Origin of the sequence: Chryseobacterium vaccae, assembly GCF_009602705.1 — a bacterium.
Lineage (GTDB): Bacteria > Bacteroidota > Bacteroidia > Flavobacteriales > Weeksellaceae > Chryseobacterium > Chryseobacterium vaccae.
In genome coordinates, this window is the sequence record NZ_VSWH01000001.1 from 648,838 (window position 1) to 673,492 (window position 24,655).

Genomic DNA, 24,655 nt, shown 5'->3' on the forward strand with positions numbered 1-24,655 from the left:
GAGTTCAAATTTATGAATAATTTATAAATCACCAAATAAAAAGTAAAAAAATGTAGAAAATTAAAAACCTGACTGTCAGATACATATGTAATTGTATCAAAATAATACTCACAATTTATTGATTTAAAAATCACCTTACAAATACTTATATGAACCACAACCAAATGCCTGCGGGCGATGTCCTCAGTGCTACCTCTCCTCACTTTTTGGGGAATTTTAAAAATATTTTTCATTCTGATAATTATGATCACTACCGTACCGCTGTTGGCGATACTTTAGATCTTGTAGGAAAATTTTTACACAGAAATGAAAAGCCTTTCAGCGGTATTGAAGCCAAAGAAATGAAAACCATGGTACAGCAGATAGACCTTAATCAGAAACTGTTTTCTTATCAGGAACTTCTTCAGGAAGTAGACCATATTTATGTAAAACATGCTACCGCATTTCACCTGCCGCAGTATGTAGCCCATCTTAACTGTCCGGTTGTTATCCCCGCATTAGCCGGAGAAATTCTTGTCAGCGCAATTAATTCTTCACAGGATACTTATGACCAGAGTGCCGGAGGGACCTTTATGGAAAGAAAACTAATTGACTGGACCGCAGAACAGCTAGGCTATCATCCTGAAAACAGTGACGGAGTCTTCACAGCCGGAGGCTCACAGAGTAACTTAATGGGCCTGGTAATGATGCGTGACTGTTTTTCACAGAAAAGATATCATCATAATATCAAACTGGACGGGCTTCCACGTGAAGCATCGAAGTTCAGAATATTCGTTTCAGATAAATCCCATTTCAGCAATCTGAAAAATGCTTCCATCATGGGACTGGGCGAAAAAGCGATCGTAAAAGTTCCTACTGATGAAAGATTCAGAATGGATATTGCTCTTTTGAAAAAATACATCAAAAGGGAAGAACAATTGGGAAATATCCCGATAGGAATTGTCGCTACGGCAGGAACAACCGATTTCGGAAATGTAGATCCTATGGAAGATATTGCCAATATCGCAGAACAGTATAATATATGGATGCACGTAGATGCAGCTTACGGATGCGCGCTCTTATTAAGCGAGAAATACCGCCATCTTCTGAATGGAATTGAAAGAGCAAACTCAGTGACCATTGATTATCACAAATCATTCTTCCAGCCTATAAGCAGCAGTGCTTTTATCGTTAAAGACAAAAAAGAATTGCTTATTCTTAAACACCATGCAGACTATCTGAATCCCAAAGAAATGGATGAAGAAGAGATTCCTGCACAGATCAATAAATCCATTACGCAAAGTACCCGGAGATTTGATGCTCTGAAACTCTGGTTTACCTTAAGAATGATGGGTAAAGAACAGCTTTCCGAATATACTGACACGGTAATAGATCTTACCAAAGATGTTGCGGAAATGCTTACTGAAGATCCGGATTTCGACCTGCTTTCAGATACAGACCTGAGTGTTCTTGTGTTTCGGTATATAAGGCCTGAAATCACAGATCTGAACGCCCTGAATCAGTATATAAAAATGAAACTGTTCTACAGCGGAGAAGTTCTGGTAGCAAGCACAAGGGTAAATGGGAATTTCTATCTGAAATTTACCTTCCTGAATCCGATCACCACCACTGAAGACGTACATGAAATTCTCAACAAAATCAAAATGCATGGAAAAGACTTTGATACAGCAGCCCACTCAATATAAAGAAAAAGCACAGGAAATTACTGTACGGATCCTGCTGAACGGAATGCTCCGCGAACTCGCAAACGGGAAATTCTACCAAGGAGTTCCGAAATATGATCTTCTTACAGCCCAGGCACTTCAAAACAGTATTTATCCTTTACATATAAGATTCGATCTGAAAAAAAGTGAGGTCTTTTTATTCGCCCCCGTTTCTTACCGTTCCGAAAGTACTTTTCATCATTACGGGCAGGAGTTATGGGTGGTTGACCATAAAAATCAGCAAATTTTTCAACCGGATACTGATCAGTTGACAGAATTGGTTTATAAAGAACTTTCTGAACAGTCTACCCAACAGGGACTAGAACTTTTTACCAAAAGAATCCACAGCAGCCTTAGAAACCTGGAACTGATCATGGATGCCGGATTACAGGGTAAAAATGAATTAACTTATTCCTTCCTTGAATCTGAACAGCAGCTTCCCGTAGGGCATAATCTTCATCCGTTTACCAAAGCCAGAATGGGCTTTTCCAGAGAGGAGCAGCTTCTGTACGGCCCGGAATTCAACAGGGAAATTCAGCTTGAATATTTCCTTGTCCATAAAAGCTGTGTGAAAGAAAACTCTGTATTGGATATTCCTTACAGTCGGTTTCTGGAAAGCATCATTTCATTACCAGAAGATCTGGTAGAAAACCACCTCAGCGGAGAAGAACGGCTTTCGGATTTTTATGCGGTTCCATGCCACCCGTGGGAGGCCAGCTATCTTTTATCAACAAAAGAGGGTTCGGAAATGCTTACTAACCGTACTTTGGTTTATATCGGAAAATCAGGTGAAGGATTTTACTCAACCTCATCCATCAGAAGTATGTACAGCCCGGATATTCCGTGGATGCCCAAGTTCTCTTTAAATGTTCTGTTGACGGGCTCAATACGAATTAATACTGAAAAAGATCTGGCAAGAGGATACGCATCAGCTTTATGGAGGAAACATGCGGGCGAAAATTTTGACAAAAAGTTCAGTCACTTCAGATTACTGCTGGAACCTGTTACATTAGGAGTGTATCATGCCGGTAAAAACATTGAGAGCCTGAATCTCCTGATCCGTGAAAACCCTTTCCAGGCGGAAGACAAAATATTGCTTCTGGCCAGATTATGCCAGGATGAACCTTCTGATGGGAAATCCTTTATACAGCAGTTTTTTGATGATGTTTCAGAAAAGCTGGGAACAAAGCCTGAAGAGTCGGTGATGATCTGGTTTGAAAAATACATTCAGTTATTCATTGAGCCTTTAAATTACTTGTTCAGCCGGTATGGAATGGCTCCTGAAGCCCACCAGCAGAATCTCCTGATCAGCCTTGATGAGAATCTGATGCCGGAAACCCTTTGGATAAGAGATGCTCAGGGATATCTTCTGAGAGAAAGTGCACGGGAACAGTATGTTGAACTTGCAAAATCTTATCCTGAAATTGGAGACCTTTTTATCAGGGATGAGCGTCTTTTAGATATTGTTTCCTATCATGTGCTGGTCAGCAATCTTTCAGCATTGATTGCTTCATTAGGAAAGACAGGATGGGTAAAAGAAAGAGCCCTGATAGATATTCTTTACAGGGAGTTTGAGAGAGTACATTCCGAAGAACCTTCAGACTTCACCCGTTATGCTCTTGAAAACCGTTATTGGGGAACAAAAACCAATTTTAAGGCAGTAGCCAATGAAATTGACGGAATTACAAGTGCGTCAGCGATTTCTTATGCAACAGTTCCCAATCTTCTTCACCAGTATTTCTTTTCAGACCAGTTGATCCATCCGAAAGGAAAAGACGTTTTCTTCAAACGCTATTTCGAAAAAGAAGAGGTGACCATCACCATGCGTCCAATTGATCTTGATCAGGATCTTGAAATGCTTCATGAGTGGTTCAACCGCGAACATGCCATTAAAATCTGGCAGATGAACTGGCCCATTGATGCGCTGGAAACCTATTACCGTCTTATGCTTCCCGGCGATGAAGCCCAAAGTTACATTGTCATAAGCAACGGCGAACCTTCCTGTAATATTGAAGTCTATTGGCCATGCAGGGATATTGTAGGCGATTATTATGATGTTCTTCCGACAGATTACGGAACCCATCAGTTTATTGCTCCAACCGATCCTAAAAAGAAATATGTTTCTCCTTCCACACAATCTATGGTAGATTACGTATTTGCCCAGCCTGAAGTTGGGAAAATGGTGGGTGAAGGTTCTGTAGATTCTCTGGCATCCATGATGAATAAAGCACATGTAGGCTTTAAAGTGGAAAAGGTCATTGAAATGCCTCATAAAAAAGCCAACCTCAACTTCTGCTACCGGGAATGGTATTGGGAAAAGTTTCCACAGAACAAATACGTACAATTTACCGTAAAAACCACTGAACATGAATAATGAAACCCCATATAACGTGATCGGAATTGGAATCGGGCCTTTTAATTTGGGACTGGCCGCATTATCCAATCCGATTTCTGAATTAAAAACCCTTTTTCTGGACCAGAGAGACGGTTTCGACTGGCATCCGGGATTAATGATCGATCATGTAACCCTGCAGACGCCGTTTTTGTGTGACTGTGTATCTATGGCTGATCCAACCAATCCTTTGAGTCTTCTGAATTATTTAAAAGTAACCAACAGGCTTTATAAATTCTTTATCCGGGAAGATTTTTTCATTCCCCGTAAAGAATATAACCGGTATTGTCAATGGGTAGTAAGCCAATTGCCGCAATGCAGGTTTTCAACACAGGTTGTGGATATTGTATATGAAGACGGATTGTATGTAGTAACGACCATTCACACCAAAACTAAAGAAGCCGAAGTTTTCAGGACAGAAAGGTTAATTCTAGGAACAGGTACACAGCCCCATATCCCTTCATTTATTCCAAAAGATGATTCCAGGATTCTTCATACCAGTTCATATTTATACCGTAAGGAAGAGCTTTTGTCCCAGGGTAAAAAAATTGCGGTGATTGGTTCAGGACAGAGTGCGGCAGAGGTTTTCTATGATCTGTTGCAGAGCCGGAATGAAAATACTCAGTTAGGCTGGTATTCCCGCCCGGACCGTTTCTTCCCGATGGAATATTCAAAACTGACCTTAGAGCTGACTTCTCCTGATTATGTAGACTATTTCTACAGCAGAAGCGAGAATGCAAGGAAAGCCATTTTAAGCAAGCAGCAGGCTCAGTTCAAAGGGATTAATTATGATCTCATCAACCAGATCTATGATTTTATTTATGATCTGAATATTGATAATGAGGATACAAGGCTTACCATTATTCCGAACAGCCAGCTGGACAGGGTAGACAACAGCAGTACAGACCATCTTACGCTTGAATTTACTCAGCTTGAACAGGACGTTCAGTATGATCAGGAAGCCGATTATCTGGTGATTGGAACAGGATACCGCTACCATGAACCTTCATTCCTTAAAAATATTCAATCCAGAATTAAAAGGGATTCAGGCGGATTATTTGCGGTTAACCGGAACTATTCAATAGATCATAATGGCGGTGAAATCTATGTATTGCACGCAGAAGTTCATACCCATAGCTATATTTCAACGGATCTGGGAATGGCAGCTTACCGTAATTCTTATATCATCAACGATATTCTGGGAAGAGAATATTATAAGATTGAAAATAAAATTGCATTCCAGGATTTTGATGTTGAAAAATATGCCGCCATACCAACAACTGCCAAAATATAATGTTAAAAATGAACACCACTTTAAATAATACACCCATCAGTCAGGAAATCTGGCTGATGGCCAACCGCGATCTGATGGCTAAAACCTTTGCGGAGTTAATGCATGAAGAGCGCCTGAAACCTATTCCTGTTTTCCAGGATGAAGCAGGATTCACCGTTTTCAGACTTGAAACCGGATTGGAAAATATTGAATACAGCTTCCGCGGACAGGAAAGAATGATGGATTACTGGCATATCGACAAAGACAGTATTGTTAAAATTGAAAATGAAGTAAAAAGTCAGACCCTGAATGTTCCTCAATTCTTTCTTGAAATGCAGACCGTATTTGACTTAGATTCTAATACGTTAGCAAAATATACAGAAGAACTGCTTCATACTTTATATTGTGATGCGCTGATCTTATCCAGAGGAATTATTTCTTCAAAAGATCTTGCCTCCAGCAATTATCAGACGGTAGAGCATCAGATGACAGGCCATCCCTGGGTAATCGTCAATAAAAGCCGGCTGGGATTTTCTCCCTCTGATCTTGAAGTTTACGCGCCGGAAGCAGGGCAGGACATAAAAGTTCTGTGGCTGGCTGCCCATAAAGACAGATCAGCCTTTCAGGCGCTGGAGCATATTGATCAGGAAAACTTTTACCGTTCGGAAATTGGAGACAAATTGTATCAGGTATTTCAGCAGCAACTGATTGATTTAGGAAAATCTGTTCAGGATTACAATTTAATTCCTGTACATCCATGGCAGTGGGAACATAAGCTGAAGATTCATTTTGCGGGAGATATAGCTTCCGGAATTTTAATAAAGTTAGGGGGAGGAAATGATTTTTACAGCCCACAGCAGAGCATCCGGACTTTATTCAACACAGAGCATCCGGAGAAAAGATACTTGAAAACCGCAGTTTCTATTCTGAGTACAGGAAACATCAGAGGACTTTCTCCTAAGCAGATGAGAATTGCTCCATCGATTACAGACTGGGTAAAAGGTCTGATTAAAGATGATGAATATCTGGAGACAAAAGGAACCATTTTCCTGGGTGAGGAAGCTTCAGTTGCCTATCTGCATCCTCAATACAATGCTATAACCGCTGTACCTTATCAGTACAATGAGTTTTTAGGGGCTCTATGGCGTGAAAGTGCCATATCTTCCCTGAAAGAAGGTGAAGAAATGTTTACCATGGCTTCCCTGCTGTACGTTGATCAGAACGGAATTCCTTTGGTACAGGCTTTTGCCGAAAAAGCAGGAGTCAGCATCAAAGAATGGATCACGGAGTATCTGGATGCCTATCTTACTCCGCTGCTTCACATCTATTATACTCATTCTCTTTGTGTGACTCCTCACGGAGAAAACATTATGGTTGTGCTGAAGAATGGTCTTCCTCAGAGGATTGTCATTAAAGACTTTGTAGATGATATTGTACTGACCCCTGAAGCCAGGGAAAAGCTGCCTGACCATCTTGCAGACGGGCTGATCCAGTCTTCAAACAAAGAAAACGTACCACTTTCTATTCTGCTGGGGATTTTTGATGCGTTTTTCAGATATCTTTCCAATGTTTTGCATACGTATTCAAACTTCCGGGAAGAAACATTCTGGACTCTTGTTCATGAATGTATAAAAGAGTACAAAAATCAGAATCCGCATCTGAAGGAACGGTACGAAAAGTATGATCTGTATGTTCCGGCATTCAAAAGGTTCTATATCAACAGTGTCCGTCTGAAGAATAACGGCTATAGCGAAAATAAAGCTTTTGCTATTCCTAAGAAAGATGGCGCCCTTCTTAATCCGCTGTACCAGATCATCAATAAAAATTCTGTAGCGGAAGTATGAGAAAAGCGCTGCATATCATAAAAGAAGGCTCTGTATTTGCGTACGGAGCTTTGGCAGGAAAAAAAACAGAATTGACTTCAGGAAGTATTAATCGTTCTATCTTCAGCCTTGCCATTCCTATGGTATTAGAATTATTGATGGAATCTGTCTTTGTCAGTATCAATTTACTGATCATTGCCCGATTGGGAGATCAGGTTCTAGGGCTTGTGGGGATCACAGACAACTATATCAATTTTGCCAACGCCATTGCAATAGGTCTGGGAATAGCTGCGGCAACACTCACTGCAAGGAGAGCCGGGGAAAAGGACAAAGATGGAATGAGCCGGACTGCCCATTATATCATATTGCTGGCCTCTGCCTTTGCCCTACTTGTTGGAGGTTTGTCATTTCTTTTTGCAGGAGAGATCATCAGCTTTCTTGGCTTTAGCCCGGAAGCAATGACGCAGGCTTTACCATTCTCACAGCTGGTTTTCCTTAGTATCGGGCTGGTTATTCTGAGACTTTCCGTTAATGGATTATTCAGGGGAGCTGGGGATGCTGATCTTGCCATGAAATCCCTGTGGCTCTGCCATATCTCGAGTATGGTCTTTGCCGTTGTACTTGTTTTCGGGCTTGGACCTGTTCCTGCCTATGGACTTATGGGACTGGCTTATGCTACCGTGTTATCAAGGCTGCTGGCCGTTTTGTACCAGTTCTTTATTCTCCTTTCCGGTAAGACCAGTATCAATATTGTGGTGAAATTTCGTTTCGATCTTCCTTTACTCAAAAAGATGATGAAGATCGCGTTGGGAGGACTTGTGCAATATATTATACCTGCTTCCAGCTGGCTGATTATGGTTAAGATCATCGCGACGTTCGGAACTACAGCTCTTGCAGGATATATCATTGCTCAAAGGGTTGCCTCTGTGGCTACAATGCCTGCCTGGGGAATAGGAAATGCCGCAGGAGTACTGACAGGACAGAATTTAGGAGCTGGAAATCCGGACCGGGCGGAAAAAACAGTCTGGAGGGCCGGAGGAATCAACATGACCTATCTGGTAGCTGTCGCCCTGCTCTGGCAGGTCGCTGCAAAATATGTGGTTACTTTTTTTACTCAGGAGCCAGAAGTGGCAGGATATGCCGTACAGTACATTCATGTAGTGTCTATAGCTTATTTGCTGCTGGGCTTTACAATGGTAATCAGCCGGGCTCTTAACGCTGCCGGGAACATTATGCAGGTAACCTTGCTTTATATGATCATGTTTTATGTTATTCAGCTTCCTTTAGCCTATCTGCTTGGGGTACGCCTTCAATGGGAGCTGAAAGGGATCTTTACGGCCATTGTTTCCTCGGAAATAGTGCTTGCTGTACTGTTCTTACTGATCTTCAAAAATGGAAAATGGAAAACTATAAAAATTTAAAATGAACACAACAGAAGAGTTTTATGAAATTATCGCATCAGCTATTGCTGTTAAAAAAGAGTTGGTTGATGAAAACCTTACCTATCAGGAAATTCCCGAATGGGATTCTATGTCCCATCTGCTCATTGTAGAAGCATTGGAGCAGTTTTATCAGATCAAATTTGATTTTAATGATATTCTTGAAATGGGAACGGTAGGAAAAATCCGTGAGAAAATGAAAAAATACGATGTACTCGTAGAAAACTAAGTATATGAAAATTTTAGAAAATGTAATTGACAACAAAAGCCTGCTGTTTACAGATGCTTCGTCCGGTACCACCATACCGGCCGGGGCCCTGTGCAGGTCTTTGGGTTTAGATCCTTCAGAGCAAGGACTGATCTTTCTGTACAATGACAATCAGCTGCCCGGTATTGAGGTGCTCCTCAATTTTTACGGAACAGCTCATGCCATTGCTGTACTGGGACAGAAACTGCATCCTGAATTTAAGGAACGCCTGGAAGCAGAGTATCGCCCGAAATACATCTTTGATCCGTCAAGAGATGAGGTTTGGGGATATTCTTTAAAGGAATTCTCAGAAACCATTAAAATCTTTGCAAAAGAAGATCAAACGCCCGAAGCCTCTATTCACCCGGACATCAAAATCCTTCTGAGCACTTCAGGAACAACAGGGGTCCCGAAACTGGTGAAACTGTCGGATGAAAACCTTTATCAGAATGCAGTAAGCATCCTTCAGTACATGCCTATCCTGGAATCTGATGTGGTTCCGCTGAACGTACCGATTAATTTCGTGTACGGATTTTCTATTTTCACCACCAACTGTATGCGTGCTGGGAGAATTGTATGTACCGACAAAGACATTATGCAGAAAGCTTTCTGGGATGAAATGGAAGAATATGGCTATAGTACACTGGGAGGAGTCCCGTATTTGTATGAAAACCTGAACAGAATTGGCTTTTTCAGAAAAGACAGCCCCAGTTTAAGGTATATGACCCATACAGGAGGTGTTATTAACAGTGAACTGAGAAAAACAATCTTCTCTTACTGTCATGAATTTGAGAAACAGTTCTTTGCCCAATACGGGCAGACAGAGGCTGGAGGAAGAATGGCTTATCTTACCACAGACGGGCTTCTGGAAGAAGAAACCTCTATCGGGACTCCTGTACATGGAGGCAGTTTTACAATAGATCCTGAATCGGAAGAACTGCTTTTTTCACATCCGGGAATTTCCGGTGGATATGCCAACCGACTTGAGGATCTGTCTATATATGAACAGCCCGAAATTCTCCATACCGGAGATATGGGCAGAAGAGGCCAGAACGGGTTGTACTACATCACAGGAAGAATCAAAAGGATTATGAAGCTTTTCGGAATCCGTCTTAACCTGGATGAGGTAGAAGTTATCCTGAAGAACGAACTGGAAGGAAATACACTGGTATGCCTGAATTCCAATGACAAAAAGATCATTGTACTTTACGACAATCAGGGTATTGATCCCCAAAATATCACAGAAATTATTAAAAATAAGCTGCGCATCAATCCGCAGTACGTACGCACCGAACACATAGAATCATTTCCATTATCACAAAACGGCAAAATAAACTATCCTATGTTACAAAACTTACAGCATGAAAACATTTAAAACCCTTATATTACTTTTACTTCTTGTCAGCTTTCCGTTAATCCTTTCTGCCCAGCAGAATGATCGTGTTCACGGTAAAGTCATGCTGTCTGAGAAAGAACCTGTTAAAAACGCCCTTTTAAGGTTAGTGAATACACCTTATCAGGCAAAAACCAATAATTTAGGAGAATATTACTTTGATAATGTGCCGCCCGGAGAATATACCCTTCAGGTGGTTTTAAATGATATCGAACTGATGCGGGAACCAATCCGTATTGAGAAAGAGGTGTTTGAAATCCCTGTTGTTTATACTACAGCAGATAATAATGTCATTGAAGGAATCACAGTATATGCCGTAAGCAGAAACAAATTTCTGGATAAGGACAGTACTTCCATCTCTAAAATGCCTCTGAGAAACCTTGAAAATCCTCAGATGTATACCAGCATCAACCGACAGATCCTTAAGGAACAGCTCGTGTATGATGTGTCAGACGCTTTGAAGAACGTTCCGGGTATTGTTAAGATGCAGGGAAGTGCGGGTAGAGCAGGAGACGGAAGTTTTTATTACAACTTAAGAGGATTTCCGACCAGAGTTTCTATGGTAGATGGTGTTCCGGCAACAACCAACTCCGAAATTGATCCTGCAGACATTGAACGTATCGATGTAATCAAAGGACCTTCCGGAACATTATACGGTGGAGCTGTTAATTCTTTTGGAGGATTGATTAATGTAGTGACGAAAAAACCGAAGGATTATTTTGGAGGTGAAGTTTCTTATCTGATGGGAAGCTACAATTTAAACCGTGTAACTGCTGATGTATACGGCCCGATCACGGATTCAAGGAAAACCTTATTCCGTTTGAATGCAGCCTATCAGTATCAGAATGGTTTCAGAGATTCTGAATTCAGAAAATCAATGTTTGTGGCTCCTACATTCAGCTATGAGGTAAATGATCGCTTAAAATTCAATCTGGGGGCACAGATTTATACATATGAAGGAACCAATACTCCGATCATCTTCCTGTCCAGAACAAGAAAGTTTTTCGCAACAACTCCTGATGAACTTGGATTCGACTGGAAAAGATCTTATTCCAATAATGATATGAGTTTAAAAGCGCCTTCCATCAACGTAAAAGCTGAGGTGAATTACAAAATTTCTGATCACTGGACTTCACAGACTCTAATTTCAAGAAACTACAGAAAAACGGAAGGGTTATACCAATATCAGTTTATCAGAGGAAATGACAGCGATGCCATGCTGGAACGTAATGTACAGTGGCAGAATTCTGAAGGGGCTTCTACCAGTATTCAGCAGAATTTTAACGGTGAGTTCAAAATCGGGAAAATCAAAAATAAAGTTCTTATCGGGTTGGACTATTTAAATCAGTCATTGAACTATAATAATTCCCCGATCGTTAAATACGATACGATCAACGGAAGAAATCTGACTCCAAAATATGGTGCAATTTCAAGAGATCTGGCGCTTCAAAAAATACAGCTGTCAAAAGCTGCCTTGGAAAGAACTACCACATCGTCTAACATATACGGGGCCTATATTTCCGATGCTGTTTACATTACTGACCGTTTGATTACTTTGTTAAGTTTACGTTTTGATCATTATGAAAGTAAAGGACAGCTTAATCTGAACAACTATACTAATTCAGGAGCGTTCAATCAAAATGCATGGTCTCCGAAAGTCGGGATCTTGTATCAGATCTTTAAAGACCGTCTGTCAGCTTATGCCAACTATATGAACGGTTTCAGCTACACCGCTCCGGCATCCCAGCCGCTTCCGGACTACAGCGGAGACTTCAAGCCACAGAAATCTAATCAGTGGGAAGTTGGAGTAAAAGGAAATCTCTGGAGAAATAAGGTAAACTTCACCGTAGGATATTATGATATTCTGGTTAACAATATGTTAAGAGGAGTTGATGTAGTTCGTGACGGAAAAAGCTATAGTGTAACCATTCAGGATGGCGAGCAGAGAAGCAAGGGGATTGAAATTGAAACGATTCTGAACCCTATTCACGGATTGAATATTATGACCGGATATTCTTACAACGACAGTAAATTTGTAAAAGCGGCTGCTAATGTTGATGGACGCCGTCCTTCATCTGCGGGACCTGCTAACGTATTCAATTCATGGATCAGCTACATATTGCCAATCAAAGGACTTCAGGGACTAGGGTTAGGTTTTGGAGTGAACCGTGTAGGTCAACAGATAACTGTTGATAATGCAACTACCGGACAGTTTGTTTTCCCGGCGTATACTTTAATTAATGCCTCTGTGTCCCTTGAAAAAGAAAGATACAGATTAGGATTTAAGATGAATAATTTAGGAAATGCACAGTATTTTGCAGGGCAGGGGGTTGTAGTAGCCCAGATGCCTCGTAACTTTGTTGCTGAGGTCAGCCTTAAATTTTAAGAATGAAGTTGACATTTAGAAAAATTATACATCAGATACATCTATGGCTCGGACTAACGTCCGGGCTTATAGTTGTTATCATGGCAGCTACCGGCTGCATCCTTGCCTTTGAAAAAGAACTGAAACATGCATTACATCCTGAAAAATATTATGTAAAAACCATAAAAAAAGAAAAGCTGAAATTTTCTGAACTCAAACTGAAAGCAGAACAGGCATTACCAGACAGTCTGAAGGTAAGCAGGGTAGAAATTTCCTCAGATCCTTCCCGAAGTTATGCTTTCCGTACTTTGAAAATGGATAAAGAGGCCCTGACTTATTGGGGGTCTTATATTTATTATTACAGAGTTTATGTAGACCCTTACACCGGAAAAGTTCTGGAAGTAGAAAATGCAAAAACCGATTTTTTTGAAATCGTGATGGATCTTCACAGAAGATTACTGCTTGGAGAGAAAATCGGGAAAGCCATTACCGGATATGCTACCATCATATTTGCAGTAATGCTTTTTTCAGGTCTGGTGATCTGGGTTCCGAAAAAAATAAACAAGAATGCTCTGAAAGGAATGTTTTTCATCAAAACATCCGCAAAATGGAAAAGGATCAATTATGATGTTCACAATGTACTGGGTTTTTATTCCGTTATCCCTCTGCTTTTGATTTCATATGCCGCATTGATATGGAATTTTGAAGAAATGGATCAATGGGTAAAAAAAACGCTTAACGGAAAGGCAAAGACTGAACAGAAAGCCAAAAGTACAGTACCAACTACAGAAACTCCGGATTCAAAAAATATTCTGGATATGGTTGGAAACAGAGTAGAGCAAAGTCTTGCAGATAAAAAATCAGCGCTGATCAGCTTTCCGAAAACAGAAGAAGGGACCTATTATGCCGAAGTAACCTATGGTAACAGACAGTATCAGAATGAACAGTTCAATTTCGATCGGTATTCAGGAAAAATACTGAAATATCAATCTTATAAAAACGAAAATATCGGATATGGAACAGCATTAAGAGAAAGAAATTATGATCTTCACACCGGAAGTATCTTAGGAATGACAGGAAGGTTTTTATATCTTTTTGCAGGAATCATTGCCGCCTCGCTTCCAATCACAGGTTTTATCATCTATTTAAACAAGAAAAAGAAAAAACCTAAGAAAAAGAAAGGATCATAAAATTTCTGTTTCTTTTAATCTTTACCAAACAGGAGAGTATAATCATTGTATTATGCTCTCTTTTTATTCTCCGATTCAGCAGATCTATAGAAAGATATTAGAAAATGCAAAGGGCGCAAGGCTTTGAATCATTATGCTGTTTTTAAGGCGCAAGAAAACCAAAGGTTTTTAGCTATTTTTTTCAAATAAAATATATCAGTAATCTGTATATTCTGTGGGAAATTATTTTAACCACAAAAAAGTTTTTACACTTAAGATTAAAGTGACAAGCTTTATGTTGAGAAGAACACTTAAGCTTAAAAATCAAAGATTTTTATGAATTTTGCAGTGTGAAATTTTATCGCAGATAAAATCATTGCGACCTTTTTATACAGCTTGTAAATAACTCTTGCGACCTCGCGTATTCCAAAAAATCTGTGATATCAAAACTCAGATCAATTTCTTTACATTCTCTGAAAGAATTTCAATACTCCGTTCCATTTCTTCAAAGTTGAAATTTCCAAAGCCTATTCTCATAGCCGTAAGATCTCTGTTCTGATAAAGCAGTGTTTTAGGAATAAAAAGATTGTGCTGGGCACAGTTCCGGCTTAGCTGCATTAGATTAACAGGAACCTTCCATTCCATCCAGAATGCAAGCCCTCCGGAAGGTTTCTGAAACCCAATAAACCCCTTCAGATGTTCATCGAGTAATAAAGCAAAATGATCTCTTCTTTCCTGATAAACTTTTAAAGACTTTTTCAGATAGCGGTGGATTTCCCCTTCTTCAATCATTTCTCCCAAAGCTCTTTCCATGAGAATATCTCCCTGACGGTCTATAATCCCGAGGTATTTTCTCATTTCTGCCATCAGATTTTCCGGAGCCACAATAAACCCGGTTCTGAATCCCGGAGCCAGCGATTTTCCGAAAGAACCAATATAAATAACCATTCCGTTGGTATCAGCACTGGCAAGCGGAAGAATCGGACTTTTGTCATAATGAAATTCATAATCATAATCATCTTCCAATATGATAAACCCGTATTCATTAGCGAGTTCCAGTAATTCCAATCTTCTTTGTGCACTTAAAGCAACAGTGGTAGGATAGTGGTGGTGTGGCGTAAGGTAAAGCATTCTTATGCGTTGTTTTTTACAGGCTTCCCTTACACTTTCAACCCTGATTCCTTCATCATCTATTGGTATTGATACAATATTAACTCTCGATTTCTGAAAGATCATATTCACAGAAAAGTAACTTAAAGCACCAATCAGGACTGTATCACCTTCGGAAAGTAATATTTGCGAAACAATGTAAATACTCATTTCCGTACTTCGGGTAATGAGCAGGTTGTTTTTGGAGATAGGAAGGCCGCGGGAAAGATTCAGGTAATGGGATAAATGCTGTTTAAAAAATTCACTTCCGTCGTGATTATAATGTCCCAGCATTTTCTGATTGGATTTCCGTTTAAGAATAGAGCTGTAAAACCGTGAATGCTGGCCGATTTGTGTCAGTCTGATATCCGGAACACCATCATTGAAAATATATTCACAGTCTGAATGCTCAAAAGGATTGTCTAAAATATTGGATGTTTTAAAAGAAAATCCTGTGGTTTCCGGGTAATTCTGAAGGTTGTTTTTTTCAAAATCCTTGACTTTAATAGGTTTTTCCTGATTCTCTCCGATAATGAAAGTTCCTTTATTCGGAAGGCTTTCCACCCATCCCTGTGCAGAAAGTTCATCATAAACGGCAACAGCTGTATTGCGGTGAACCTCTAAAATTTCACTGAACAGTCTGGTTCCCGGCAGTTTGGTTCCAAAAGGAAGAAAGCCTCTCTGTATAGCATTGATCAGCTGATTGGCCACCTGCAGATAGATTGCTGTCTCTGAATTTCTGTCAATTTCTATAAAACTTTGGTAAGGGATCTTAACCGGACTATCCATAATATTAAAACTGGCACCTTTTAATGGTCCGGCAATATACTACTTTTGTGGCAAAATAAAAATCTATGGAATTTCATCGTATGCTTGAAAAGATCGTACAGGACGGTAAAACGCATGCCCAATGGCTGAATACACTTTCTTTTATGGAAAATGCGGGAGCCCGGAAGATCTCAAAGTGTGAACATCCTGTTTCCGTTAGCCTGATCCAGCTGAAACACGCTGCAGAAGAGCACCGTCATGCTTACTATCTGAAAAAGCAGATTGGAAAAATTGATGCTGAATACTGCCTGACTTATGAAGATCATGAACTGCTCGCTGCCATCGCTACAAGACAATATCTTCATTCTTTAGATGTTAAAGCGTGCAGATATCTTAAGAATGCCTTTCAGCTGACTAAAGAAGAATTAAAGTATGCTGCTTATCTTTTCGTGACGTATGCCATAGAAGTTCGTGCTGATGAGCTTTATCCCGTTTATCAGGATGTTCTTACCAAAGATTCCTCCAGGATTATGGTTAAATCTATTATCTTGGAAGAAGAAGGCCATCTGGAAGAAATGATTAACCAGCTGAACGAATTTTCTGAAGACTGGAAGCTCCACGCGGAAAATATTCTGGCTATAGAAAAAGAACTTCATGACCAATGGATTAACGCAATACTTGAAGAAGTGTCAAAAGTGAATTATGCTTAACAGACTTCAGGAACATCTTAATAAAAGAAAGGAGTCGGGAATAGTAAGAACTCTGAAATCCAAAAGGCCCGGAATCGACTTTTATTCTAATGATTATCTTGGACTTGCCGGAAACAGAGAACTTCAGAACATACTTCTGAAACAGGTTATTGAAAAGCCGAAGCTCCTCTCAGGAAGTACAGGTTCCAGACTGATTAGCGGAAATAGCTGTACAGCATTAGAAACGGAGGAATATATTGCGCAAGAACACAAATTTCCTGCTGCATTGCTTTTTCCTTCAGGATACAATGCCAACCTTGCTTTATTCTCTGCGCTTCCGGGTCGTCATGATACCATTATTGTTGACGAGCAGATTCACCGCTCCGTTCATGACGCCTGCAGAATGTCTCATGTCCGAAAACTGAAATTTAAACATAATGATCTGAATGATCTGGAACATTTGCTGAAAAGACAAAACGGACATTGTTTTATCGCCGCGGAAAGCCTGTATTCAATGGAAGGAGATTTTGCCCCATTAAAGGAAATGGCAGATTTAGCTGAAAGATACCATGCATCCCTGATTGTAGATGAAGCCCATGCCTTTGGAGTTTTTGGATATGGTTTGATTCAGCAATATCAGCTTCAGGACAAGGTTTGTGCAGCAGTAGTTACTTATGGAAAGGCTTTAGGAGCTCATGGTGCAGCGATATTATGCAATGATTTGGTGAAATCTTATCTGATTAATTTCGCATCCCCTTTTATTTACAGTACTGCAGCTCAGGATTTCCAGTGGGCTGCTATAAAAACGGGATATGAATTTTTAAAACAGTATCCTGAACTATCAGAAAAGCTTCAGCAAAATATTCAACTGTTCAGAAAACAGGTTATTCCAACACCTTCTTCGGAAAAGAGTCCTGTTCAGGCGGTATTAATTCCTGATAATAAACGATTAAAAATGATGCAGAATACTTTGTCAGAAAATGGATTTTTAACCTACGCAGTATACAGCCCTACCGTAAAAGAAGGGACGGAAAGGCTAAGGATATGCCTGCACAGTTTCAATACAGAAGAGGAAATTGTAACCCTTTCAGAAATTATTAAAGAATTTATTTAAAAAACATAAACAGTCGCAAGTTTGAAGCTTGTTTTTACCTGATTAACATGAAATTATTTATCACCGGGATCGGAACAGAAGTAGGAAAAACCATTTGTTCCGCCATTTTAACCCAATATTTTAAAGCCGATTACTGGAAGCCCGTTCAAGCCGGGGATTTGGCGTATACAGACAGTCATAAAATAGCAGACTGGACAGACTGCACAAAATGTCATCCGGAAACTTTTCGTCTCAAACTGGCAGCTTCTCCGCATCAATCTGCACGGGAGGAAAATATACACATCCGGATTGAGGATTTTAAGCTTCCGGAAACAGATCAGCCATTGATTGTAGAAGGAGCGGGAGGACTAATGGTTCCCCTTTCAGACGATGAATTTATGATTGATCTGATTGAAAAACTGGCAATCCCTGTTGCTCTGGTAGTTAGAAATTATTTGGGATGCATTAATCACACCTTACTTTCTATTATGGCGCTTCAACAGAAAAAAATAAAAGTGGAATACCTGATTTTCAACGGACTTTTTCCTCCTGATACAGAACGGGTGATTTCCGGATTCATTCAAAAGGAAACAAGGATCATCAGGATTCCTGAAATCAATCAGCCTACAAAAGACAGCATTAAAGCTATTGCAGAACAATTAACAAAAACAAATTTATGATAATGGATAAAAAAACTGAAATCAGAAACAACTGGACCAAAAAAGAAATAGAAGATATCTACCATCTGCCTTTATTGGAACTTATCTACAAAGCGGCAACCGTACACAGGGAATGGCACAACCCTGCGGAAGTACAGGTTTCAACCTTATTATCGATTAAAACTGGGGGATGCCCGGAAGACTGCTCTTATTGCGGACAGGCAGCCCGCTATCACACCAATATCAAAGTACAGGCACTATTGCCGACTGAAACTGTAATCGCCCACGCTCAGAAAGCAAAAGACAGCGGATCTTCCCGTTTCTGCATGGCAGCAGCATGGCGTGAAGTACGAAATAATAGGGATTTCGACAGGGTTATAGATATGGTAAAAGGAGTGAATGAGCTCGGAATGGAGGTGTGCTGTACGCTGGGTATGCTTACTGAGGAACAGGCCATACGTCTTCAGGAAGCGGGATTATATGCCTATAATCATAATCTTGATACTTCAGAACAGTATTATGAAGAGATTATTTCCACCAGAACTTTTGATAACAGGATTAATACGATCAATAATGTAAGAAAAGCAGGTATTACTGTGTGTTCAGGAGGAATTATCGGACTGGGAGAAACCCACGGAGACAGAATCTCAATGCTGCTTACTTTAGCCACAATGCCTAAGCATCCGGAATCTGTTCCCATCAATGCACTGGCTAGGGTAGAGGGGACGCCTCTTGAAAATAATCAAAAAGTGGATTCCTGGGAAATGGTAAGAATGATTGCCACTGCAAGAATTGTAATGCCTTCTTCCATGGTAAGATTAAGTGCCGGAAGAATTGAAATGACCGAAACCGAGCAGGCATGGTGCTTTATGGCCGGTGCTAATTCTATTTTCACCGGGGAAAGAGAAACCCTTTTGGTAACTCCTAATCCGGGGGTGTCGGAAGATATGCAGATGCTGGAAACACTTGGGCTAAAGCCCATGAAATCTAATAAAAAGCCGGAAACCTGCTGCTAAACGAGTAAAAATATAAGCTATGAATTTCTGGATCCTGATTATAATTCTGCTGGCATTGGTTGTAAAATTACTATCTGCTATACTGTGATATACATCAACCAGCAGTACCGGATACAGAATAAAAGAGCAGCCGAAACTATTTATAGTACACAGGCTGCTTTCGTTAAAAAAATTATAAATATACATTTGAAATGAATACATCAATACAAAATCTCGGGGAAAGAGACCAGGCTGTCAACTGGCATCCGTATACCCAGATGAAAACGGCTGGGGAGGCCATTCCTATTGTGAGCGGAAAAGGGGTTTATCTCTATGATGAGGAAGGGAAGCAATATATTGATGCTGTTTCATCATGGTGGGTCACTTTACATGGCCATGCCCATCCTTATATTGCTGAACGGGTATTTCAGCAGCTCAATACACTGGAGCAGGTTATTTTTGCAGGTTTTACCCATGAGCCGGCAGTCAGGCTTTCTGAAAATCTGTTGCAACTGCTTCCTGATAATCAGAAAAAGATCTTCTATTCTGACAATGGTTCTACAGCGGTGGAAGCAGCCCTCAAGATGTGTGTTCAGTATGCTTATAATAACGGACAGGAAAAGACAAAAATTCTGGCATTTAGAAATGCATATCATGGCGATACTTTCGGAGCGATGTCTGTGAGTGGAAGAAGTGTGTGGACAAAACCTTTCGGGAGCATGCTTTTTGAAGTGATCTTTATTGATACCCCCACCCGGGAAAACCTGGAGGACCTGAAAATCCAGATTAAAGATAGGGCTTCTGAAACGGCCTGCTTCATCTACGAACCTTTGGTACAGGGAGCTGCAGGAATGTTAATGTATAATGCTGAAGATCTTAGCGAACTGATGAAATGTTGCAGAGAATCAGGGGTTTTAATGATTCAGGATGAAGTATTTACAGGTTTCGGAAGAACAGGAAAGCTTTTTGCAGCAGACCATTTATCAGAAATGCCGGATATTATGTGCTTTTCAAAGGGATTAACGGGTGGAACCATGCCTATGGGAATCACTTCATGCTCTCAGGATATTTTCAATGCATTTTTGTCTGATGATAAATACAAAACCCTGTTTCACGGGCATTCTTTTACGGCTAATCCTTTAGCTTGTACCGCGGCATTAGCGAGTATGGAACTTCTTCTGAACGAAGAGACGCAGGCTGCCATCAACCGTATTGGAGAACAGCATTCAGAGTTTGGTGCAATTCTTTCAAAACACTGCAACGTTGAAAATGTACGTCAGACCGGAACCATTTTCGCTTTTGAGTTGAAAACCAATGAAAATACTTCTTATTTTAATGAAATAGGGAGAATCCTGTATGACAAATTCCTGCAGCGAGGGATTATTATGAGACCATTAGGAAATAGTATGTATTTAGTTCCCCCATACTGCATTACTTCGGAAGAACTGAGGTTGATTTATCAGAACATTCTTGATGTTTTAGAAGAGGTTAATGCAGATCATTTCTCTACCTGTTAAAAAATACTGACTTTGAAAGCTGTCCCGTAAATTGATTATTAATTCTGGAGAATAATCGAAGGAATCCGTCTGCGGAATGCCTGGATTATTCTCCAGTTTTTTATCATTCAAAAAAATAAGCGAAGAGGAGTAAGAGCTGTAAGAAAACGATAGGGTATATTTTACTTTAAAACAATGGTTTTCAGGTATTTTCATTCAATCTCATGCCATTTTGTAAAAATATAACTACGAATTGTAAATTCTGACTGATTTCTTACTTTACAATCATTATTTTTACCGTGCTAAAAAATGTAAAAATGATAAGCATTGCGATCATAGAAGATGAGCCGGCAGTACGTAAAGAAATAAGTTTCCTGATTCAGCAGGAAGCCGATACGGAACTTATCGGATGGAGTGACAGTGTACAAACCGCTGTACAACTGATTCAGGAAAAGCAGCCCGATGTCATCCTTATGGATATTCAGCTTCGGGACGGGACGGCTTTTGACCTTCTGAAATTACTTAATCCAATCCCTCAGAATATTATATTTATTACAGCCTATAACCATTTTGCGATCAAAGCTATAAAATATGGAGCGCTGGATTATCTTCTGAAACCTGTTGATCAGAGTGAACTGAGAGAGAGTTTGGGAAGGTACCGCCGGAGAAGTGAAAACAACCCACAGTGGATGCAGCAGTTAATGTTGACCCAAGAGTCTATGACAGCTTCAGATCTTCCTGAAAGCATTGCCCTTAATACCGTTCACAGTACTCATATTATTAAAGTTCAGGATATTGTTTATTGTAAAGGGGATGGACCTTATACTTTTTTCTTTCTGAATAATGGAACTAAAGAACTGATCTCCAAACCGCTTAAATATTACGAAGAATTATTACCCGCACCGCATTTTCTGCGCACTCATCAGTCCTATCTGGTCAACCGTCAGTATATATCAGGGCTTAACCGTTCAGAATATATTGTTCTTAAAAATAAGGAAGAGATTCCTATTTCCCTGAGACGCAAAAATGCTATATTAACTCAGCTTTTGAATAAATAAATGAAACATATACTTCGGATCATCTACTTTGGAACAGCAGTTTTGCTGGCTTCAGGATGTAGTAAAAAACAGACTTCTGCTACGAAGGAGAATGCTCTCCTAAAACAGATCAATACATTAGAAAATGCACCTGTAAATCCTAAAAATGCGGATTCTATGGTCGTTGTCTGGCGTAAATATGAAAAAAATCCATTGGTGATAAAAGACACTACGATGTCTGCAATTGTTAAATATCAAATGGCCCGTATGTATGGGATGCGCGGTCAGGATTCTGCCCGTTATTATATAGAACAGGCTCTGGAGCTTATAGAACCAACTTCAGGCAATCTTTTGTATAAGACATTGATATACAATGGAATTGGAAACATTCGGAGCATGGAGGCCAAACAACGGGAAGCAGGCTATTATTACAATAAGGCTGCAGCTATTGTTTCAGATACTGCTGTACATCTTTCTGATGAAGCGCGTTCAGCAATTCTTCTTTCAGCTGCACAAAGCAATCTGAATGCTTATCAGTACAATCTTGCTGAAAAAATGAACCGGGCTGCTCTGCCCTGGACTGTTCCCCTGCCTGAGGGGCATATCAATAAACAACGGGTACTGGTACAGATGATATTCACTCTTAGTACCCTCAATAAGCCTGCAGACAGTATAAAACCCTATCTCCATAAGCTGGAAGTTCTTCATGCACGAAATCCTGATCAATATGACATAGGTTATCTATATGATGCCAAAATGAAATATTTTGATTCCCAGGACCAGCGGGACTCCCTGCTTCATTATCAGCTCCTGAAAGCAAAGAATGACGAAAGTATAAACAATAAACAAACAGCTGCAGTTGAGATCAATAATCTTTTTGTTGATTACACTGATATTGCAGGAACTTATGTCGTACTTAAACAAGTGGAGAAAGCTCAGGAATTTATTCAAAAAACTGAAGCCCTGAAGAAAAGTCATCCCAAGCTGATCTATAGCTACAACGAGGCCACATATCTGAACAACCTTGCCGGTTTATACCAATTAAAGGGAAAGCCTAATGAAGCTATTGAGCTTATGAAACAGGCCGCAAAACTTCAAAAAGAAGTATACGAAACGGAAAATACCCAGGCCGTTGCAGAAATGAATGCTCTTTATCAGCTTCAGGCTAAAGACCGTTCCATCCGGACTTTGAATGAAAACATCAAGATTAACCAGTTGGAGCTGGAACAGAACCACTTATGGCTTGTTATCTCTGTCCTGGGATCTGTTCTTTTGGGGATTGTACTATTGTTTTTATATTATAGTTTCCGCCAGCGCCGTACAAGACAGGAAAAAGAAAAGTTGTTGCTTCAGCAGCAATTACTCCGGACACAGATGGAACCTCATTTTATCTTTAATACATTATCTGCGGTACAGAGCTTTGTGAGATTGGATAAAAAGGAAAGTGCTATTAAATATCTTAACCGTTTCAGCCGTCTTCTCCGAAGCAGTCTCGAGCTGAGCAGGGAAAATCTGGTTCCATTGAATGAAGAGATTGAAACACTGGAAAACTATCTCTGTCTTCAGCAGATGCGCTATGAAAATGCTTTTACCTATCACATCTCCCAGCCGGATGAACAGGATTTAGGAGCGGCATTACTTCCTCCGATGCTGATACAGCCTTATGTGGAAAATGCAATCCTGCACGGCATTAATCTGGATTCTCATACCGGAAATATTGAGGTATGTTTTAAACTGGATGACGATGTTTTACAGGTTACCGTTACCGATACCGGACGAAGCCAGGCACATCAGGCAGATACTTCACACCGTTCATTATCCGGAACAATCAGCAGGGAAAGAATGCAGCTGCTAGGCAAAAAAGCAAGTGTAAATATTTCCAAAAATGCAGGCAGTGGCACTGTGGTAACCCTATTAATCCCAGTGGTAAACCCTTAGTTTCAAAGAATGTAATTCAGGTCTGTTCCTCATCAATACTTTTTTCCCGGAAATGTAAAATTCCGGAAATAACGATAAAGAAGTATTGATGAGGAACAAATGATCTGATTAAGATAAAATTACAGTCAATCACAAAATATATTTTTATTCTTTTACTGTGGCGAATCTTCCGCGGCAGGGGAAAGCCAATAAAACCCCTCATTATTCCAATATTTCAGCAAGTCATTACTTTGGTAGAATAAACTCAATAAATGCTTTATATTATCATTGAAAAAGAACTTTAAACATATCGTTAATCGGATCTTTGAATCGCTGGCAGCTGTTATCATGGCAGCAATGATTCTGGCCTTTATATTTATAGTCAACAGTTATCATTATTTTATTTATGCGCTAATTATTTCTGCTCTTGTTTTTATATTGAGAAAGACTCAAAGGAAAGTCTGGAAGAAGAAAGGAGAATATTTTTTGATGCTGCTTGGATTTATTTATGTTTTTATGCTGATTCTTTTTTCTGTCTCTCCGTTTTTGAGATTTAAAGAATTTCAGGTAACTCATTTACGTTGGAATACGGCAGAATCTAAAGTAGTATTTTATCAGTCAGGCTGGGATAAACCTTACAGAAAATCCAGTGGGTATGCTTATTCAGATATTACCTACACCTATAAAATAGGACAGCGTAGTTTCACCCGTACAGAACATAAGGCAGAAAAATTATATTACCCGGTATGGGAAAGCAAAAACCGGATTCATAAACTGAAATCTGAAATTCTGCAAAGAACAGAACAGCAGATAGCTGAAAGGAAATTTATTCTTTTGTATAATCCCGGCAACCTTTCAGAAAGTAAATTATTTATTTCTACACAGCCTTTATATCTGCAAGGTTCAGGTTTGTATGCATTCGCTGTTATGATTGGGATAATTCTGCTTTTAGCCACTTTTTGTATAATTTTCACCCAGAAAAAATGACATTCATGATATTACCTATTATTTTAAATCATATATAGGTGAAAAATGTAGCGAATTGTAA

General features: G+C 39.8%; 18 protein-coding genes. 17 read left to right on the forward strand and 1 reads right to left on the reverse strand.

Going from position 1 to position 24,655, the window contains the following annotated elements:
• The first annotated feature begins 149 nt into the window (after nucleotides 1–149).
• Genes FW768_RS02950 through FW768_RS02990 form a run of 9 tightly spaced genes read left to right on the forward strand, consistent with a single transcriptional unit; the run spans nucleotide 150 to nucleotide 13,825 of the window.
• Nucleotides 150–1,685, forward strand: coding sequence for a pyridoxal phosphate-dependent decarboxylase family protein (locus FW768_RS02950; protein WP_153392233.1), 1,536 nt, complete (start codon nucleotides 150–152; stop codon nucleotides 1,683–1,685).
• A complete protein-coding gene (locus FW768_RS02955; protein WP_153392235.1) occupies nucleotides 1,648–4,077 on the forward strand; it encodes a GNAT family N-acetyltransferase in 2,430 nt (809 codons plus the stop codon). The genes FW768_RS02950 and FW768_RS02955 overlap by 38 nt, the downstream gene beginning before the upstream one ends.
• Nucleotides 4,070–5,389, forward strand: coding sequence for a lysine N(6)-hydroxylase/L-ornithine N(5)-oxygenase family protein (locus tag FW768_RS02960; RefSeq protein WP_153392237.1), 1,320 nt, complete (start codon nucleotides 4,070–4,072; stop codon nucleotides 5,387–5,389). The genes FW768_RS02955 and FW768_RS02960 overlap by 8 nt, the downstream gene beginning before the upstream one ends.
• Nucleotides 5,390–5,397: 8 nt before the next feature.
• Complete coding sequence (locus tag FW768_RS02965; protein ID WP_153392239.1) at nucleotides 5,398–7,212, forward strand: IucA/IucC family protein; 1,815 nt, start codon at nucleotides 5,398–5,400, stop codon at nucleotides 7,210–7,212.
• A complete protein-coding gene (locus FW768_RS02970; RefSeq protein WP_153392241.1) occupies nucleotides 7,209–8,612 on the forward strand; it encodes an MATE family efflux transporter in 1,404 nt (467 codons plus the stop codon). Before FW768_RS02965 ends, FW768_RS02970 begins: the two co-directional genes overlap by 4 nt.
• A gap of 1 nt (nucleotide 8,613) precedes the next feature.
• Nucleotides 8,614–8,859, forward strand: coding sequence for an acyl carrier protein (locus FW768_RS02975; RefSeq protein WP_115929440.1), 246 nt, complete (start codon nucleotides 8,614–8,616; stop codon nucleotides 8,857–8,859).
• Between the two features lie 4 nt (nucleotides 8,860–8,863).
• On the forward strand, nucleotides 8,864–10,252 hold the full coding sequence (locus tag FW768_RS02980; RefSeq protein WP_153392243.1) for an AMP-binding protein: 1,389 nt from the start codon (nucleotides 8,864–8,866) through the stop codon (nucleotides 10,250–10,252).
• Entirely contained in the window at nucleotides 10,239–12,656 is a 2,418-nt protein-coding gene (locus FW768_RS02985; RefSeq protein ID WP_185151926.1) for a TonB-dependent receptor, read from the forward strand. Before FW768_RS02980 ends, FW768_RS02985 begins: the two co-directional genes overlap by 14 nt.
• A gap of 2 nt (nucleotides 12,657–12,658) precedes the next feature.
• Complete coding sequence (locus FW768_RS02990) at nucleotides 12,659–13,825, forward strand: PepSY-associated TM helix domain-containing protein (protein ID WP_153392245.1); 1,167 nt, start codon at nucleotides 12,659–12,661, stop codon at nucleotides 13,823–13,825.
• Between the two features lie 429 nt (nucleotides 13,826–14,254).
• Here the strand turns inward: FW768_RS02990 and FW768_RS02995 are convergent, their stop codons facing one another.
• Entirely contained in the window at nucleotides 14,255–15,742 is a 1,488-nt protein-coding gene (locus FW768_RS02995; protein WP_153392247.1) for an aminotransferase-like domain-containing protein, read from the reverse strand.
• 65 nt (nucleotides 15,743–15,807) lie between these two features.
• Here FW768_RS02995 and FW768_RS03000 point away from each other — a divergent pair, with 65 nt between their 5' ends.
• The 8 genes from FW768_RS03000 (at nucleotide 15,808) to FW768_RS03035 (ending at nucleotide 24,594) form a co-directional block, all read left to right on the forward strand.
• Nucleotides 15,808–16,431 carry a hypothetical protein gene (locus FW768_RS03000; RefSeq protein WP_153392249.1) on the forward strand — a complete coding sequence of 208 codons (624 nt, stop codon included), beginning with the start codon at nucleotides 15,808–15,810 and terminating at the stop codon, nucleotides 16,429–16,431.
• Nucleotides 16,424–17,524: an aminotransferase class I/II-fold pyridoxal phosphate-dependent enzyme gene (locus FW768_RS03005; protein ID WP_153392251.1), complete on the forward strand. Its 1,101-nt coding sequence runs from the start codon at nucleotides 16,424–16,426 to the stop codon at nucleotides 17,522–17,524. Before FW768_RS03000 ends, FW768_RS03005 begins: the two co-directional genes overlap by 8 nt.
• 47 nt (nucleotides 17,525–17,571) lie before the next feature.
• Complete coding sequence (bioD, locus tag FW768_RS03010) at nucleotides 17,572–18,183, forward strand: dethiobiotin synthase (protein WP_153392252.1); 612 nt, start codon at nucleotides 17,572–17,574, stop codon at nucleotides 18,181–18,183.
• A 2-nt stretch (nucleotides 18,184–18,185) separates the two neighbouring features.
• Nucleotides 18,186–19,178 carry a biotin synthase BioB gene (gene bioB / locus FW768_RS03015; protein WP_153392254.1) on the forward strand — a complete coding sequence of 331 codons (993 nt, stop codon included), beginning with the start codon at nucleotides 18,186–18,188 and terminating at the stop codon, nucleotides 19,176–19,178.
• Nucleotides 19,179–19,369: 191 nt separating this feature from the next.
• A complete protein-coding gene (gene bioA / locus FW768_RS03020; protein ID WP_153392256.1) occupies nucleotides 19,370–20,674 on the forward strand; it encodes an adenosylmethionine--8-amino-7-oxononanoate transaminase in 1,305 nt (434 codons plus the stop codon).
• A 296-nt stretch (nucleotides 20,675–20,970) separates the two neighbouring features.
• Nucleotides 20,971–21,711 (forward strand): LytR/AlgR family response regulator transcription factor, encoded by a 741-nt coding sequence (locus FW768_RS03025; RefSeq protein ID WP_153392258.1) that lies wholly within the window; start codon nucleotides 20,971–20,973, stop codon nucleotides 21,709–21,711.
• The gene (locus FW768_RS03030; RefSeq protein WP_153392260.1) at nucleotides 21,712–23,628 is read left to right on the forward strand and encodes a histidine kinase; all 1,917 of its coding nucleotides are present in this window, start codon (nucleotides 21,712–21,714) and stop codon (nucleotides 23,626–23,628) included. It begins immediately after the preceding gene.
• Nucleotides 23,629–23,895: 267 nt separating this feature from the next.
• Nucleotides 23,896–24,594, forward strand: a complete 699-nt coding sequence (locus FW768_RS03035; protein ID WP_153392262.1) for a hypothetical protein — start codon at nucleotides 23,896–23,898, stop codon at nucleotides 24,592–24,594.
• Nucleotides 24,595–24,655: the final 61 nt, after the last annotated feature.

Excerpts from the sequence above, each read along its gene's own strand:
- FW768_RS02950 (WP_153392233.1), top strand. The coding sequence starts at position 150 with ATGAACCACAACCAAATGCCTGCGGGCGATGTCCTCAGTGCTACCTCT.
- FW768_RS02955 (WP_153392235.1), top strand. The coding sequence starts at position 1,648 with ATGGAAAAGACTTTGATACAGCAGCCCACTCAATATAAAGAAAAAGCA.
- FW768_RS02960 (WP_153392237.1), top strand. The coding sequence starts at position 4,070 with ATGAATAATGAAACCCCATATAACGTGATCGGAATTGGAATCGGGCCT.
- FW768_RS02965 (WP_153392239.1), top strand. The coding sequence starts at position 5,398 with ATGAACACCACTTTAAATAATACACCCATCAGTCAGGAAATCTGGCTG.
- FW768_RS02970 (WP_153392241.1), top strand. The coding sequence starts at position 7,209 with ATGAGAAAAGCGCTGCATATCATAAAAGAAGGCTCTGTATTTGCGTAC.
- FW768_RS02975 (WP_115929440.1), top strand. The coding sequence starts at position 8,614 with ATGAACACAACAGAAGAGTTTTATGAAATTATCGCATCAGCTATTGCT.
- FW768_RS02980 (WP_153392243.1), top strand. The coding sequence starts at position 8,864 with ATGAAAATTTTAGAAAATGTAATTGACAACAAAAGCCTGCTGTTTACA.
- FW768_RS02985 (WP_185151926.1), top strand. The coding sequence starts at position 10,239 with ATGAAAACATTTAAAACCCTTATATTACTTTTACTTCTTGTCAGCTTT.
- FW768_RS02990 (WP_153392245.1), top strand. The coding sequence starts at position 12,659 with ATGAAGTTGACATTTAGAAAAATTATACATCAGATACATCTATGGCTC.
- FW768_RS02995 (WP_153392247.1), bottom strand. The coding sequence starts at position 15,742 with ATGGATAGTCCGGTTAAGATCCCTTACCAAAGTTTTATAGAAATTGAC.
- FW768_RS03000 (WP_153392249.1), top strand. The coding sequence starts at position 15,808 with ATGGAATTTCATCGTATGCTTGAAAAGATCGTACAGGACGGTAAAACG.
- FW768_RS03005 (WP_153392251.1), top strand. The coding sequence starts at position 16,424 with ATGCTTAACAGACTTCAGGAACATCTTAATAAAAGAAAGGAGTCGGGA.
- bioD (WP_153392252.1), top strand. The coding sequence starts at position 17,572 with ATGAAATTATTTATCACCGGGATCGGAACAGAAGTAGGAAAAACCATT.
- bioB (WP_153392254.1), top strand. The coding sequence starts at position 18,186 with ATGGATAAAAAAACTGAAATCAGAAACAACTGGACCAAAAAAGAAATA.
- bioA (WP_153392256.1), top strand. The coding sequence starts at position 19,370 with ATGAATACATCAATACAAAATCTCGGGGAAAGAGACCAGGCTGTCAAC.
- FW768_RS03025 (WP_153392258.1), top strand. The coding sequence starts at position 20,971 with ATGATAAGCATTGCGATCATAGAAGATGAGCCGGCAGTACGTAAAGAA.
- FW768_RS03030 (WP_153392260.1), top strand. The coding sequence starts at position 21,712 with ATGAAACATATACTTCGGATCATCTACTTTGGAACAGCAGTTTTGCTG.